This is a genomic window from Bradyrhizobium sp. RDI18 (assembly GCF_043203335.1).
GTDB lineage: Bacteria > Pseudomonadota > Alphaproteobacteria > Rhizobiales > Xanthobacteraceae > Bradyrhizobium > Bradyrhizobium retamae.
Genome location: NZ_JBICRN010000008.1, coordinates 2240983 through 2256726 on the forward strand (window position 1 = coordinate 2240983; position 15744 = coordinate 2256726).

Here is a 15744-nt window from a genome sequence, read left to right on the forward strand (position 1 = left end):
GCCCGATGCTGTCGTCAGCGATCGTGATGCTAGCCAACTTGGCTGGTAGAACTTCATATGCCGCTACCATGGAGGAGCCGCGCGAAAATGTTGCCGTCGACATGCTTGATTTTAGTCGTATCCGCCTTGTTGCAACAGCTCCTCGAAGCCCTTTCTGGCATGTACCATGTCGAATAGAATTTCTGCTGCTGGGGCGCTTGCCGTCCTGAGCTGCCGCTATGGCGCAGCGCCCAAGACTACAAGCATGAGCCCAGCTACCGGGTATGCCGCCCTCAGGGCCCAGCTGCCCCCGCATTTGGAGACATGCACACGGCCATATTCGTGGTGCTGTTATGCTTTCTCCAGCATTTGATCGCAGTCTTGATGCGCGCGAGCAGCATGTGAAGGATGCAGCCGAAGGCGACGGAGCTCCCATAATCCCCGCAGTTCCTTCACGACAGCTTCACGCCTAGCCCGATCGAAAGTAATTGTATCCAGGAGATCCCCGAGCACGGCTTCGCCCTCGATCTGCATCAGTAGATCGAACGCATCCTGTGAAATACGCACACTGTCACCGCTGGAGTGCGCCGTACGGATTTCGCACACCGTCTCCTGGCGATCTCGCGCTATGTAAGCGCGAACCCGATAGAGGCGTGCATAAGGCGGCAATGAAACCGCGAGCGCAGTCCAATCCTCCAACGTTGCCGCCCTCTTCTTGACGAGGAACGGCCCGACCACAAGTCCATCCAGCTCTGTCGTCAGAAATGTGGTAATCGCGTCTGCAACCGACTCCACGATCGGCTCGGCATTGTTGTTAAAGGACGTATTGAGCAGAACTGGAATGCCCGTCCGCTTTTTGAACGAATTAATAACCTCCCAGTAGGCGGGATTTGTCTTGCGCGATACTGTTTGCAGTCGCGCAGTGCCGTCGACGTGCGTTATGGCGCCGAGCATGCTTTGCTTGGAATCGCGCACGCGAACTACAAAATTCATAAAGGGAAATTCGCGCGTACCGTCGGCCAGGTCGAAAAATTCGCTCGCATCCTCCTCAAGCACTGATGGCGCGAACGGTCGATAGCCTTCACGCTTTTTTACCATCGCATTGATCCGGTCCTTGTTTGCTGCAGGCCGAGGATCGGCAAGAATGCTCCGATTGCCAAGCGCACGTGGCCCGAACTCCGAACGACCCTGCACCCAGCCGATCACGGCGCCATTAGCCATCCAGTCGGCTGCGCTACCTGACACGTCGTCACTGCGTTCGACGTCAAGGTGTCCACCCCATGCATCCAGTTCCTGCTGCACGGCGCTCTCGCTCCCAAGATCAGGCCCCCAATAGACCTCCTGCATCCGCTCACGTGGTGCGGGCCGGCCCAGCTCGTTAGACATCATTAGCGCAGCGCCTAGTGCGCAGCCAGCGTCATGCGCCGCGGGTTGCACGAAGATGTCTTCGAAGAGCCCCGAATACAGCAGCTTACCGTTCATGGTGCAGTTGTGGGCTACCCCTCCAGCCAGGCACAACCGCTTCATGCCGGTAGCCTCGCGATGATGCCGGAGAATGTGAAACACGATCCGCTCCAAGGCTTCCTGCAATGAAGCACTCACATCTCGATGCTGCTGCGTGAATGGCATTCCCTTTCGCCGGACCTGGATGCTCCGGCGCAGCGTCGGACCGATTCGGTCGACGTAGACGCGGTAGCCACCGTTGTCTAAGAGTTCGTAGAACTGCGCGAAGAGCTCGCGATGGGGAGTCGGATCCCCGTAGGGGCAAGCCCCATGACCTTGTATTCATCGAATAAGCCGTAGCCGAGATACCGGATCGTCTCGAGATAAAATAGCCCTAGAGAATTATTCTCCGGGAAGGTTGCGAGCTGGGTAACATCGGTTCCAGACCCCAGAGCTAAGAGGCCGGAGAGAAAATCACCACCGCCATCTATCGCGAGGATTAGACTTTGCTCGAAGCCCGACATCGCAAAGGCGCTTACGGCGTGCGCCTGATGGTGACTTACGAAAGAGACACGCGACGGATCGACCTCGGTACCAAACTCCTGCGCTAGTAAGCTACGCATCAACAGTTTGGCATCCAAAGGAATGGAGACGTCCGGCCGGGACCCGAACAGGCTTTCGAGCATAGTGTTGCAATAGGCCTCGGTCGCGTAGAACGCGATACGATCGATATCGCTGAGCTGGATCCCTGCGGCTGCAAGGCAGTATTGTATCGAACGGCTTGGGAATTTGTTGGAGTGCTTGATACGATTGAGGCGCTCCTCTTCAACGGCCGCTATCACGCGTCCGTCCCGGACGAGCACCGCAGCGCCATCGTGCAGGAATGTGTTCGAAAGCTCACGTGTATCTTCATAGACTTTGTCTAGCCCACCGCTCACTCCTAGACAGAACATCTCATTCTCCATTTATCGTGACACGAAGCCCAATTGACTGCCGAATTCGCGGTACAGCATCGTGTCTCTCCATCGCTTCTGCGGAATCTCGGGTTAACGCATCAAGCGCCGGCGAAGCAGCGCGATCGAGAGGAAGAACGGCAGCACCGCGTACATGCAAAGCGCACCGATATGTAGGCCGATGCCGCCGGCCGGCAGCCCAAGCATCACTGGGCGGATGAGGTCGACCGAATGTGCCAGCGGCAATAAGCCCGCCACGCGCTGAAATGCGCTGGGCATCTGGCTCACCGGAAAGACTGCGCCGCATAGGAACACCATGGGTGTGACGACGAGCGTCTGGTAAAACACGAAGTAATCGTAGCTGGGCGCAAGCGATACGACGACCATCGCTAGGCTCGCGAAGACGAAGCCAGTGATTGCGATTGCTGGTATCGAATAGACGATGGATGCCCACGCTGCGTAGCCCAGGCTCGCGGCAATAACTGCAATTGCCGTTCCGGCCAGAACGGCTTTGGTGGCTGCCCATGCCAATTCACCGAGAACGACGTCGCCGAGCGTAAGCTGTGTGCACAGGATTGCTTCCCACGTGCGCTGAGCACGCATGCGGGCGAACGCCGCATACATTGTTTCGAAGGTGGCGGCGGTCATGGCGCTAGTCGCGACCATTCCACCAGCCAGAAACGCGATGTATGAAGTGCCGTCAATGAGCCCAACAATTACTCCAAGGCCAAAGCCGAGGCCAAACAGATTGGTCATGGGATCGGCGAGATTCCCGAGAACCGATGCAAGCGCCACTTTCCTCCACGCCAGAAAATTGCGACGCCATACAGCGACCCAGTTGTACGCGTTGGCGGGCATGACGGCAGCGTAACCTTCACGCATCGTTCATCTCTCCATTTCCCGCCCGGTCAGCCGCAAAAAGACATCCTCGAGATTCGCAGGACGCTGTAGAAGGCGTAGACCTGCGCGCCCGCGCAGCTGCACGAGCACCTGCTCTGGATCCGGCGCATAGCAAAAAAGCGTCTCACCGCTCACTTCGATATGCCGCGCATACGGCCTGATCAGAGAAGATAGCTCGTTCGGATTGCCGCCATAGATCTCGATTACTTGGCAGCCGATCTGCTCATCGATCAACGCGCGAGGCTCGCCTTCTGCGATCTTGCGTCCTGCCTCAAGCACGCACAGCCGATCGCACAACCGCTCGGCCTCTTCCATAAAGTGGGTGGTCAAGAGAATCGTTTTGCCTCGCGCCAGCAGCAATCGCAGGCGTTCCCAGATTAGGTGGCGCGCGTGAGGATCTAGACCGGTGGTCGGCTCGTCCATTACCAGCAGATGTGGGTCGTTGATCAGCGCACGCGCCAGCGTCAGCCGCCGCTTCATGCCGCCGGATAGTTCGGCGACGCGAGCATCCGCCTTGCTCTCCAGGCGAGCGAACTCGAGCAGTGCTGGCACAACTGCTTCGACCTCACGTGCAGTCATGTTGAAGTAGCGCCCAAATACCAGCAGGTTCTCGCGGACGGTGAATTCGAGTTCGAGGTTATCGAACTGCGGCACCACGCCGATGCGCGCGCGTGCCAGGCGAGCACGCGCCGGTACGGGCTCGCCGAGCACGGTCATCTTGCCCGTGTCTGGCGCTACCATGCCGAGAACCATACGCGCAATCGTGCTTTTTCCCGCCCCGTTTGGTCCAAGGAGGCCAAAGCACTCTCCCGACGCGACAGCAAAGGACAGCCCGTCGACGACGATCTTGTCGCCATACGACTTCCTTACGCAGGTAAGGTCGATTGCTACGGTGGACATATGTTCATTTTAGACTGAAAGAAGGCGTTCGGCCGGCGATCGCTCACTTACGATGGTTTTGGTCCACAGCAGGCCATCGCACCATATGTGTCCAACGCGTCCCCACTGGCAGGCTGCTGCAGCATCCGGAAAAAACCCACGTCCATGGTGGTTGGCACTCGTATTGCAAAGCAGCGGAATGCCAGTGAGTTCTTCATATTCGACGAGGAGCTCTGCGATTTTGTGCGGAGAGGTTCTGGGAACGGTCTGCAATCGCGCAGATCCGTCGAGATGTATAATAGCGGGGACTTTGTCCCACCATTCTGCCCGTGTCTGGTGATCGAAAAGCATGTAAGGATCCGGCGTTCCGGGACTGAAAATTTCCGGCGCACGATCCTCCAGGCATATCGGCGCGACTGGCCGAAAGAGTTCGCGGAGCTTAATTTCGTTGAGATGATCCTTCATTGCCGGCGAAGTCGCGGCGGCCAGAATGCTTCTGCCACCCAATGCTCGTGGTCCAAGCTCCGCGCGACCGGCGAGGAAAACCACGGGCTTGTTGCTCGCGAGGATGGTCGCAAGTTCACGCATACTGCATGGCGCAGCGTTCCATTCGGACGACACATCGCTGCGTATCAGGGTCGGGCCACTGTAGACCGACCATTGCAGCGGCACGAAGCCCTTGTCCGCCGCCATTGCGGAGCAAGCGGCACCGATTGCCGAGCCGCTGTCATTCGGAAAGGGCGGAACCCAGACATCATCGAACAGGCCCGTCGCACGTAGTGCACTGTTCCATTTGATATTAAGACCGCAGCCACCGGCTATGCACAAATTGCGTGGTCCCGGAGAACACGAATGCCGCTCCAAAGCAATGGCCATTTGGCGGATAAGGAGACGCTCGAGGAAACAATGAAACGATGCAAGTACATCTTCGGGCAGCTTGTCCTTCAATCGGAGCGCGCTCGCGTCGAAGAAGTCGTGCATATCCTCAAGTGAGGCCTCCTCGCTATTGACCTCCGCACGGTGACGACGAGCATGCTCAGTGTCGGCCGCAAAGCGCTCCTCGTACAGCTCCTGAAACACCGCCACGATGTCTTCATTAACAGACCCGAGCGCGATATAGGCCATCAGTTTGCCGGCAACACCTAGATCCCAGCTGGTACGGCTCGCCTGCCTATAAGGTCCGAAGTGATGGCCCGCGACAGCATAAGCATGGCCTATGATCGGAAACAGGCATTCGATGAACCGCGCGCCGCGGGGTTCTACGTAGTAGAGACGTGGAAAGATGCAGCCGTCCCATACCAGGCAGAAAGCGGGTTGTCCGGCTTTGGCAAAAGGGCTCGTGCAGTATGCGGAGGCCACATGGCCTGTGACGTGCGGATAGCTTTTATAAGGAAAGACCCTGCCGTCGAGCATCAGGTTAAAGCCGTCGCGCGAAGTGAGAAGGCCGCGGGCATTCCGTTCAACATACGGCGCCCCTTTGAGAGTGATAGGTGCCACCCCGCTGAGGACCTGGAATTGCGACTCGACATCCCCGTCCCAACCGTCGATGACGAACTGATCAACATCCTGCGGATTCAGCCCATGCTCCGCCAAAGCGACAACAACTGCGTCAAGATTGTCGATGGTTTGATACCGCGGATTGTTGTCCCGTTTCTCCTGCTCGACGCAAAAGACCAGCCGTCCATCCTCCACAAGAGCGATCGCCCCGTCATGCGTCAGCTTGATGCCGCAGATGCGCATAGTATCTCCATCTCAAGGTCGGCAATTGGATTTAATCGAAACTCGAACCGGATTCCGAAAGTAGACGAGCAAGCAGTCTTCGTTAGCCGACTCACCCTGGCACTGTACGCACTCGACCTCGATCAACGTTTCATTGAGCATGGTGATGACCGCCTCGGCACCAGCAGGGTGCCCCCAACGAGTGCAGGCGGCATCACGCGCCGATCCAAAGACCAGATGCCCACCTGGCGCAAGCATCTGCACCAGATTGCGGATGGCCGCGCGGATCTCAGTTATGTCTTCGAGATAATAGAGAACTTCCGCCACGACGATCAGATCGAACAGCTCTGGGGTCGAGAACTGTTGAATGTCGGAAGCTATCCACGTGATGTGCGACCACCTCTTCGTCCGTTGGCACGCTCGACCGATCGCTCGCGGCATAACATCGACCACTGTGAGCCGTTTGCAGTGGGGTGCAAGCTTTTTCTGTGAATGCGCCGGCTGCGCACCCGACTTCGAGAGCATGTGTAACAACCCCTTGTGAAAGCGACAGCCGGAGCATTTGCGTGTGACGCTCCCGCTCGAACGGATTGCCGTCGAGCCGCCACGGATCGTCGGTCGCCAATTCGAGATCTAACGATTGATATTTCATTTTCCGGCTCACGATTTGTGCACCCACGTAACGTTCAAGGTCACTCGCCGCTGCAGATACTGTTCGACGTCACGAACCTCGAAGAACGGCGCGAATGATCCGTCGGACGAATTGACCCAGCAATGACCGAACCTCGTTTAGCGTCGGCGGCTCTTGGTCCAGCGATCGGGTTTGGGATGACGACCTGTCTTTCACTCTCGTTTGGTAACTTTGCAGACTCGCGTGACAGCCAATCGCTGTTGCTCAATGTACACAATGCATAAGCTTTAACGGGCAGTAAGAGAAAGATGTTGATGAGTGTGTGCAGAGAAAATCCGAGAAATCGAAGTTCGCGAGCACGAAATGCTGCGACGCTGCAGCGAACCACGGTCATTGATGCGATAATCAGTCCTGTCCACCACGGTACTGTGGCTGTGAGTGCGAGCTGCGCGAGCGCCGCTATCGATGACAGGGCGAGAAGTAGCGGGCCGAGATTCTGTCCGACTACATCTAGCGTGAGATAGCGATCGAGTTCGGGCAACAGGCGCAGCGCAAGGAAGGTGTCACGGAAAGTGCTCCGCGCCCAACGGAGTTGTTGGCGCAAATATGGCCCTAGCCTATCCGGAACCACTGTTGCCGCGACGGCGTCGGGAACGTACTCCGTTTGAAAACCTGCTTTCAACATGAGGATCGTGAGGTGGCGATCCTCACCGAAGTCGCTTGGCTTTCCCCGAAAAAACTGCGTCTCGTACTGATCTAGCACCAAAAGGAGCGCGGAACGGCGGTACATGGCACATGGGCCGCAGCAGCACATAACGGCGCCGAAGCGAGCCTGTGCCGCGCGCTCCTCGTTGCAAGCCAACCAGTACTCCATGTCGATCAGCCGGGTTAACCAGGTGTCGTTTCGGTTGCTCGCCGTCAACTGACCCATGGCCGCCCCGATCGCTGGATCTTGCATCTTTCGTGCAAGTTTCGTGACTACATCGGCGGCGAGTATCGTGTCTGAATCGACGTTGAGCACCAAATCTCCAGACGACCCGCGTATCGCGGCGATCTGCGCCTTCCGTTTTCCGACATTCTTGCCCAGCAGAATAAAACTGAACCTCGGGTCGTCAGCGTAGGCGTCGTGAACGGGTGCTACAGCGTCGAGATTTCCGGAACCGTCGTCAACCACACAGACCTGCAGTTTCCCGGCGTAGTCTTGGCTTGCAATGGATCTCAGACACGCCGATAGGGTGCGCGGGTCCTCGTTGAAGCAGGGGACGATGACATCCACGCTCGGCAAAGCGCCGGAGACGGCCACGTCGTCCGAGGCCGATGATACGTTTGTCGGCAGAGCATAAAGCACCTGCGCGCTTCGATAGAAAGTCGAGAGCAGCGCATACAACGAGATAGCGACTGTGCTGGTCGTGGCAAGAAGATTCATTGGTGTGTCTATTTGTTCAGTGAGGTTGAGGAAGCGAGCGGATTGAGAACCCGCGGCCATGCAATGCTGGAATCAGGCGCGAAAGCGCCAAGACGGTCTGGTCGCGCACACGAGCATGAGTGGCCCGTCCCAACTCCTCGGGAGGACATCCATCGTGTAAGAGCACGATTGCACCCGGCCGGACAGAGGCCAGCACAGCGTCGACAATCGCGTTAACACCGGGACGAGACCAGTCTCGCGGATCTACCGACCAGTGCAGGGCGGCCAGTCCAGCCCTCGCCGACGTAGTGAGCACTTCTTCGCTCCACATACCATAAGGTGCCCGCATATGCCGCAGAGCGGCCTGGGGGCAGGCCATTTTGATGACCCTGCTCGCGGTTAGTATTTCATACTGCACTTCCGTGAGTTCGCATCTGGACAGGTCCGGATGCGTCATCGTGTGGTTTGCGACCTCGTGCCCTTCTGCGATCATTCGTCGGATTAGTTTCGGCTGGTCCGCCGCGTACGCGCCGATGACGAAGAACGTTGCGGGCACTCGGTGTTGCGCGAGCACATCCAGGACATCCGGCGTGCAGAGTGGATCGGGACCGTCGTCAAACGTCAGATAGACGCCGCGACTTTCCGTGCGGTCAGCGTACTCGCTGCGCGCTTCGCATAAGCGGTCGAGGTATGTCACAGCTCTGGCCCGTTCCGATCAATCACCGTACCAGTCGGCCACTCGCTGATCGGCCGTCCAATCGGCAGAACCAGGACAAGCACGTCCTCGACGCGCGTGGGCGATAACTTCAGATACACATCCGGAAGGGTGGACCGCACGCTAACCCCAGAGATAATGGTCGCCAGTCCGCGGCGGGCCAGCAACCTTGTAAGGTGTTCCTTCAGCGCATGCCGAACCGTACCGAAACCGAATGGAACGCCAAGCTTCTGCAGTACTGGATACATCACGCGCATTGAGTGGGTGATTCCGAGTCCTTCAAGATCCGGACGTACCCCGTACAATCCTAGCTCGGCCACTAGTAGATCGACGTCTCCGACCTTGATGAAGCGGCGTAGCGCGCCGATATGAGCCGCTACGCCGCGTGCGTCGTAGCCGATAGCACGGAGCTCAGGTCTCGCGCCGGCCCAACTTCGATGGCCTTCGAAAGGTTTGGCATTGAATGCACCGGTGGGACCATAGGTCTTTCGGAAGAAGTCGGAGAGTTCGATATGGTCGGCGAGGCGCAGTTCATTTTCCCAGACCACCCTCCACCGCACCGGAGAGCGCATGGAGATACCTGCCGTAGAGCTCGATACGACAATATTCATGATTGCCTCCCATGCACCGTCTGGCATTTGACGATGGACTTGGTGCACGCGAGCAGTTCGCTATCGATGAATGGCTCCACCGGGGAATGGGAAACGCTGGTCTGGCATAGCTCGAGCCCGGCCACTCCGGGCCACCGAACATCCGCTATCAAGCAGGACGTGCTGAGAGGACGGCGGGATTTCAATAACTCATCTGCGCACTGGAACGGGTCGGGATTGTCGCCTGTCAAACAGAGTACGCCTGTCAGCGCTTCACGGACCGATGCATCGTTATCCACGACGGAGATTACGTCGAGCGCATGTGCCATTCGCACCAGATCTAACTCCTGCATTTTCCGCACGATTTGACTGCTATGGACACGGGATACATTTGGCCGGGTCGCAAAGGCATTTGGCGCCTGCAATCGGCAGCTCCTGATTGGTTGCGACGTTAGAGCGAAGTGGAGGGCTGGATCAATTCTACGGAGGTAAACGCCCAATATAGAAACGCTTCGAGAAGCTATACGAACGTTTACCGGTAGTGAGCGCCGACGCGACCTGCGGCATACCTGTAGCGTCGAGACACTGCGATGCAGTTTGTACAGCCCGTTGACAAATCTGGCTCCAATGGGCATGCGCTTCGATCGGCGCTCGGGGTGCAGCTGAGACTTTTTCGCGGAGCCAGGGCAAAGACTGGTAAGCATTCCTGATATGCCTGAATTTTTTGTTTGTCCCGACCGACGGCTTTGCTATCCGCCATTCGGTACAATTGGTAAAATCGATTGTTTTTATTGAACTCATCCACAGGATGGATAACTCCACGCTATGCGCTTCAAAGGCCTTGATCTAAATCTTCTCGTCGCGCTCGATGCTCTGATGACCGAGCGTAATCTCACCGCGGCGGCACGCATCATCAACCTGAGCCAGCCGGCTATGAGTGCGGCAGTCGCCCGGCTACGCGCCTATTTCCGCGATGAACTATTTACGATGAGGGGCCGGGAGCTTGTCCCAACACCACGAGCGGAACGGCTCGCCGCGCCGATCTCGCGAGACTCTGGTGCACATTCAGCGCTCCATTATTTCCCACGACACGTTCAACCCAGCCAAATCGGATCGCCGCTTCAGGATTCTCCTTTCCGATTTCATGACAGTCATTTTTTTTCGAAAGATCGTCGACCGTGTCGCGCAGGAAGCTCCCGCCGTCCGGTTCGAATTTCTGCCTTTTGTCGATGAGCCCGAAGAGCTTCTGCGGCGCGGCGAAGTCGACTTTCTTGTCATGCCGGAATTGTTCATGTCGAGCGCGCATCCTAAAGCGACACTGTTCGAGGAGACACTCGTGTGCGTAGGCTGCCGCACGAACAAGCAGCTGTCACGACAGCTCTCGTTCGACAAATACATATCAATGGGACATGTTGCAGCGAAGTTCGGGCGGGCGCTGAGGCCCAATATTGAGGAATGGTTCTTGCTTGAGCACGGTCTTAAGAGGCGCATCGAGGTCGTTGTGCAGGGCTTTACCATGATCCCGCCGATGCTAGCGGAGACTGAGCGTATAGCGACGATGCCCTCAAGGTTGGCCCAGCATTTTGCAAAGACGATGCAGCTGCTGATCGTCGAAACTCCACTTCCACTTCCCGCATTCACCGAGGCCATCCAATGGCCTGCCCTCCACAATACTGATCCGGCAAGCATTTGGATGCGGCGGATGATATTGCAGGAGGCATCCCGCATGGCTTCTCCGCGCGAGACCCCCAGAAATCGCAGGCGCTGCTAGGTTTTTACTCAAGGCGTCTTAACACCTGCTCTCGACATCAATCCAGATGCTTCAGGATGTGGTCGCTCGGGCCGATCTCGTTGTGCCGCAATGTCTCAGAGGCCCGCACTGCAAGAGGCACGTACGCCATATTCTACATGCAGAAGAACCCCTGCAACTCGATGTCAGCCGCAGCACGCCCGAATGGCGCACTTGATTTGCCGCTTGATCAAGTAGCGATTTGATCTTGCTTCTCGCGCCCGCCACCTGGCAGGCCCGCCGCAAGATGTTCTTGGAACTAGGCAGAGAGCGCAGCGGAATGGCTTTCCGCGATCGCGGCGGGTTGCACTTGGCACCGGTGTCGGCGACGCGGCTCAGATAATGCGAGAGGTGCATTTTGTCGGATGAAATGAGTTCAGCTACACAAATGAAATTGCTTGAATCGCATATTGCGTCAGGTTGTAGGCTTACAAACGACGACGAAAGCTAAGCCACGCGGGGCGTCGATAGCGCATTTGCGGCGCTATTGGCGTAATGGTGCGCAACTGCGCCCTACTCTCAACGGTTCATAGTGATCGATGTGGTGCTGCGAGCGATTGCTGAGCGCACCAAAGGCCCTACTTCAAGACCGCGGGCGACTTCCACGCTCGCTCGCATGCTCCGTTGCGCAACTAACATGCTTGCGACCGAGTCCGAGAGCCTTCTTTGCGATCGCGCGGTATCCCCGAAGGAGCCTAGCTCGGGCGGGGGCGACTGGGACCTTCATAGAAGTAACTGTTGCTCAATGTTTACAACGCAAAGCCTTTCAACGGGAGAAGATATGCCTTTTAAGGGCCTTGATCTAAATCTTCTTGTTGCGCTCGATGCTCTGATGACCGAGCGTAATCTCACCGCGGCGGCACGCAGCATCAAGCTGAGCCAGCCAGCCATGAGCGCCGCCGTCGCCCGGCTACGCGCCTATTTCCGCGACGAACTATTTACGATGAGAGGTCGGGAACTTGTCCCAACACCGCGTGCCGAAGGGCTCGCCGCCCCTATTCGCAAGGCTCTGCTGCACATCCAGCTCTCCATCATATCCCAGGATGTGTTCAACAAAATCGGATCGCCGCTTCCGGATCCTCCTGTCTGATTTTATGACAATCGTATTGTTTCGAAAGGTCGTGGACCGTGTCGCACGGGAAGCTCCCGCCGTCAGTTTCGAATTGCTGCCACTCGCCGATGCGACCGATGAGCTTCTCCGGCGCGGTGAAGTCGATTTTCTTATCTTGCCGGAATTGTTCATGTCGAGCGCACACCCTAAAGCGACATTGTTCGAGGAGAGACTCGTGTGCGTCGGATGCCGCACGAACAAGCAGCTACCACCGCAGCTTACATTCGAGAGATACATGTCCATGGGACACGTTGCGGTCAAGTTCGGGCTTACGCGAAAGCCCTCCATTGAGGAATGGTTCTTACTCAAGCACGGTCTCAAGAGACGCATCGAGGTCGTCGTGCAGAGCTTTAGCATGATCCCGCCGGTACTATTGGACACTGGCCGCATAGGTATGATGCCCTCAAGGCAGGTTAAGCATTTCGCAAAAACGATGCCCCTGAGGATCGTCGAACTTACGCGGTCACTTCCCGCGTTTACCGAGGCCGTCCAATGGACCGCTTTTCACAATAGTGATCCGGCAAGCATCTGGATGCGAGAAATATTGTTGGAAGATGCGTCCCGCATGAGTCCTCCGCCTGAGACCACGAAAGATCCAGGCGCCCCTAAATTCACTTAAAGCGTCTTCTCACCTCCTCTTCGCATCAATCCGGTTACCCCCAATCCGTCGTGAGAACCGACCCTCATTCATCGTAAGCGCGGATTCGCAAAAGCGTCCTACGTCCGTTATATCTGCACCCATATTTCAGCTGTCTCTCGCGAGTCTAATATTAGGCTCCTCCCGGCTTGACGCCATTCTCGCTCGAGCTCGATAGCGACAATTTGCGGCGTTGAAGATTAGTGGCCCGTTGCAAATGGCTATCGAACCCGCCACACCAGCAACGGTCTCAAGCCAGCGGTTGGGCTCGCTCGAGAGGATAGCGATCCAGTCGACAGCAGACGCGGAGCGCGACATGTAAACGACCTACGCGATCAACGACATTTCCTACACATCGTCGGCGGCAGTTCTGGCACGAAGTCAGCTCCGATATCTTCTTCTTGCTCGACCTTCGTCTCTTCGGAGCTCATGACTTTCAAAGGGCGCCTGGCCCTCGGACCGTCCCCTCCCCACCTCAAGCAGCGCATCATCTGCAAATCGAAGTGGTTGCAGGACTGATCTGCGAAGGCAAGCCACGCGCTCCTAGCAACCCAAATTGCGCAACGAACTCTCAAGCGCGCTGATAACAGCAGAACTCGACATTTGCCTGGAGGGTGGGACTAGCGAATCGGCCCAGATGCCCTCAGCGCACTGGCATCGACTAATTTGGAAGGCATTGCCGTCTGCGTGTCTGTCATTTTGTATACCAGGCGCGGGCGAGCGAGCATGTCGGACAGCCCGATCACCTACCCCTTCGCGCCAAGTCTCATCTACCGTGGTGCGATCCGTTGTGAACGGGATCAAAGAGCGGCCACCACTTTGCGATAGATATCGAGGCAGCGGGACCCAAGCTGAGAAAATGCTGGGCTATGGTTGTTGGATCAGCATTGGCTGCCGATCGTTGCTCGTATCGGCTCGGCGCTTTCTTGCAGCCATGGCTCAGAATAGCGGCGCACCGAATGTGAGAATCCTCTTCTTCGCCCCGCCAGTTCGGCTGCACATAGGCACTGCGGTGCTCGCAGTTCCGAGAAAAGCTAGTCGATATCGCCTGCGCGGCCTTGAGACGAAGCAAAGCGCGACTGTGTTGCGCAACAGCATCACTTCAACGTATACCGCACCTTCGTCGCTGTACGCCGGCGTTCTGTCTTCTTTTGGCCAAACGTCTTAGCCACGTGCGGCCGCCCTAGCGTTAATCACGGAGCCGAACGTTGCAGCAACACAGTGGTGTCTACGATCCGGAAGACCTCTCGGTCTTGGGAAGGCTTTTTGATGAAGCAGTCGCGGCGTTACCGGCTTCGATGCGAACTCCTGAAAATCGAACGGCAATCGCCACGCTTGTTCTCGAACGTGCAGCAGCCGGTGAGGCCCACTTGGCGTCCCTGATGAACTTGATGGGCGCCATTGCTTCTGCCGCTTGATCAGGCGACTCTCTGAGCACAGCAACCTTGCTGGCGCCAGAAGAGCCGCCTAGCTGGCGCCTGAAACGAAGCCGTTTTCAGGTAGACCGTTGAAATAGCTTGAATCTCACGCGACGTCAGGTTGTAGGCTTGAAATTAGAGAACCATGACAAAACCTACACCACGAAGGCGTCGATGGCGCATTGGCGAGCTTGCAGAGGCGACCGGGGTAACGGTACGCACTCTGCATCATTATGAGCACACCGGCTTATTACGTGCGTCGGAGCGCACCGACGGCGGTCACCGCATGTACGACCACGAAGGCCTCAAACGGGTACATCAAATCCGAGCGCTACGTGAGCTTGACTTCTCGCTTGACGAGATCCGTAGAGCGATAGAGGGCAGAATCTCGCTTACTGACCTATTGCGCAATCATTTGGGGAGAATTGAACTTCAAGTCGCGCGTGCAACCTTGTTGCGAGATCGTGTGCGCAACATCACGACGGATAGTGAATTGCACGTCAGTGTAGATGAGCTACCTGCCACTCTGGATGCAATGTCGCGGGTTGAGGAAGAACGCCCTCAGCCGCTCCCATGCACATGCGTCATGGACTCAGATCGAGAGGAGCAGTGGCGGAAGATCCGCGACGAGCTGCGCGATTGTGTGGATCGGGGCGAGCATCCCTGCAGCGACCGGGCAAATGCTGTGGCGCTTAAAGCGCGCTTGCTGATCACAGAAATCGCAGGAGCTGATTCGAGCGTTTCAATGATACTGAAAGTTCTTGCGCGATTGAGCGCGCCACGCAGTATGGCTGGCTGGGATCCCTGCCTAATGCAATATCTCGACCTCGCACTTGCCGCCTTGAACGGATGAACTGCGCTGAACCTGCCGCGCATAATGCGTGCACACCTGCTGTGTTATCCATCTAGATGAGAATGATATGAGTTTTTTAGCGCTAGGGACGCGCCGGTTGTGGTTTGCGTCAGATGGCTAAGGACTCGTGGCGCTCTTCTCTAAGTTTTGCAGCGCCGCTCCTTCATCGAGACATGACTTTGGACACATTTATGAGACGAGCCACCGAAGGGCTTGAATCGTACGTGGCGTCAGATTGTACGATCTAATGTAGGTGGCCACGGTCCCTGGCAATACGACCTAGGGACAACTCCGCCTAGCCGGGAGGATCGCATGGCCTGCAGTACGTTCAGAGTTTCTGGGCAAGAGCTTCGGCATTCGGGACGCAGTGGATGATCTTGGTGGCCTTGCAAGTGCTTGATCAGAGCGAGCCGTGCCGGTCGGGGTGATCGCGGGTGTGCTGGATGCTGACGCAGCGTTCGTTACGACGTAGTCGCGCTTCTCGCAAGGAGAGGCTTTGTCCGACCAACCGAACAAGACGGATTTATCTATCTCTCACTCACGGATAAGGATCGCAAACTTCGCGGATCTCGCTTCGCTGCAACCCAATTCGACTCGACATCATGTCGTTGGCACGTCGGTTGCTGCTCCGAAGGTTAAGTTAAGGATTACGAATGTCTCAAGCTGTTAGGCTCACGCCCCACGAGACGGTCAGAAGGCTCGAGCACTTCCGCAAGGAGCTG

Annotated in this window: 8 protein-coding genes and 4 pseudogenes; 4 read left to right on the forward strand and 8 right to left on the reverse strand. The window is 57.0% G+C overall.

The genetic code is table 11. The features are described from left to right. Window positions 1–330 precede the first annotated feature (330 nt). The 8 genes and pseudogenes from ACFXS9_RS19905 to ACFXS9_RS19940 form a co-directional block, all read right to left on the reverse strand. Window positions 331–2375 (reverse strand): annotated as a pseudogene (locus ACFXS9_RS19905) (carbamoyltransferase). Between the two features lie 93 nt (window positions 2376–2468). Further along, a complete protein-coding gene (locus ACFXS9_RS19910; RefSeq protein ID WP_057847907.1) occupies window positions 2469–3257 on the reverse strand; it encodes an ABC transporter permease in 789 nt (262 codons plus the stop codon). 3 nt (window positions 3258–3260) lie between these two features. After that, entirely contained in the window at window positions 3261–4175 is a 915-nt protein-coding gene (nodI, locus tag ACFXS9_RS19915) for a nodulation factor ABC transporter ATP-binding protein NodI (protein WP_392691376.1), read from the reverse strand. Window positions 4176–4184: 9 nt separating this feature from the next. Further along, window positions 4185–5894 carry a nodulation protein NodU gene (nodU, locus tag ACFXS9_RS19920; protein ID WP_392691379.1) on the reverse strand — a complete coding sequence of 570 codons (1710 nt, stop codon included), beginning with the start codon at window positions 5892–5894 and terminating at the stop codon, window positions 4185–4187. 12 nt (window positions 5895–5906) lie between these two features. Further along, window positions 5907–6525, reverse strand: a pseudogene (gene nodS / locus ACFXS9_RS19925) (nodulation methyltransferase NodS). Window positions 6526–6565: 40 nt separating this feature from the next. Then, a complete protein-coding gene (gene nodC, locus ACFXS9_RS19930) occupies window positions 6566–7930 on the reverse strand; it encodes a chitooligosaccharide synthase NodC (RefSeq protein ID WP_392691382.1) in 1365 nt (454 codons plus the stop codon). A 16-nt stretch (window positions 7931–7946) separates the two neighbouring features. Beyond that, window positions 7947–8606, reverse strand: coding sequence for a chitooligosaccharide deacetylase NodB (gene nodB, locus ACFXS9_RS19935; protein WP_392691385.1), 660 nt, complete (start codon window positions 8604–8606; stop codon window positions 7947–7949). Further along, window positions 8603–9235, reverse strand: coding sequence for a NodA family N-acyltransferase (locus ACFXS9_RS19940; RefSeq protein ID WP_392691388.1), 633 nt, complete (start codon window positions 9233–9235; stop codon window positions 8603–8605). Before ACFXS9_RS19940 ends, nodB begins: the two co-directional genes overlap by 4 nt. A gap of 804 nt (window positions 9236–10039) precedes the next feature. Between ACFXS9_RS19940 and ACFXS9_RS19945 the strand changes: the two are divergent. From ACFXS9_RS19945 to ACFXS9_RS19960, 4 genes and pseudogenes are all read left to right on the forward strand, one after another. Beyond that, a pseudogene (locus tag ACFXS9_RS19945) lies at window positions 10040–10985 on the forward strand (LysR family transcriptional regulator). A 799-nt stretch (window positions 10986–11784) separates the two neighbouring features. Continuing rightward, window positions 11785–12733 (forward strand): annotated as a pseudogene (locus ACFXS9_RS19950) (LysR family transcriptional regulator). 1226 nt (window positions 12734–13959) lie between these two features. Further along, window positions 13960–14169, forward strand: a complete 210-nt coding sequence (locus tag ACFXS9_RS19955) for a hypothetical protein (RefSeq protein WP_082637899.1) — start codon at window positions 13960–13962, stop codon at window positions 14167–14169. A gap of 145 nt (window positions 14170–14314) precedes the next feature. After that, the gene (locus ACFXS9_RS19960; protein ID WP_392691391.1) at window positions 14315–15022 is read left to right on the forward strand and encodes a MerR family transcriptional regulator; all 708 of its coding nucleotides are present in this window, start codon (window positions 14315–14317) and stop codon (window positions 15020–15022) included. Window positions 15023–15744 lie beyond the last annotated feature (722 nt).

What these genes read in the sequence shown, in the direction of transcription:
- ACFXS9_RS19910 (WP_057847907.1), bottom strand. Translation starts at nt 3,257, where the DNA reads ATGCGTGAAGGTTACGCTGCCGTCATGCCCGCCAACGCGTACAACTGG.
- nodU (WP_392691379.1), bottom strand. Translation starts at nt 5,894, where the DNA reads ATGCGCATCTGCGGCATCAAGCTGACGCATGACGGGGCGATCGCTCTT.
- nodI (WP_392691376.1), bottom strand. Translation starts at nt 4,175, where the DNA reads ATGTCCACCGTAGCAATCGACCTTACCTGCGTAAGGAAGTCGTATGGC.
- ACFXS9_RS19960 (WP_392691391.1), top strand. Translation starts at nt 14,315, where the DNA reads ATGACAAAACCTACACCACGAAGGCGTCGATGGCGCATTGGCGAGCTT.
- nodC (WP_392691382.1), bottom strand. Translation starts at nt 7,930, where the DNA reads ATGAATCTTCTTGCCACGACCAGCACAGTCGCTATCTCGTTGTATGCG.
- ACFXS9_RS19940 (WP_392691388.1), bottom strand. Translation starts at nt 9,235, where the DNA reads ATGAATATTGTCGTATCGAGCTCTACGGCAGGTATCTCCATGCGCTCT.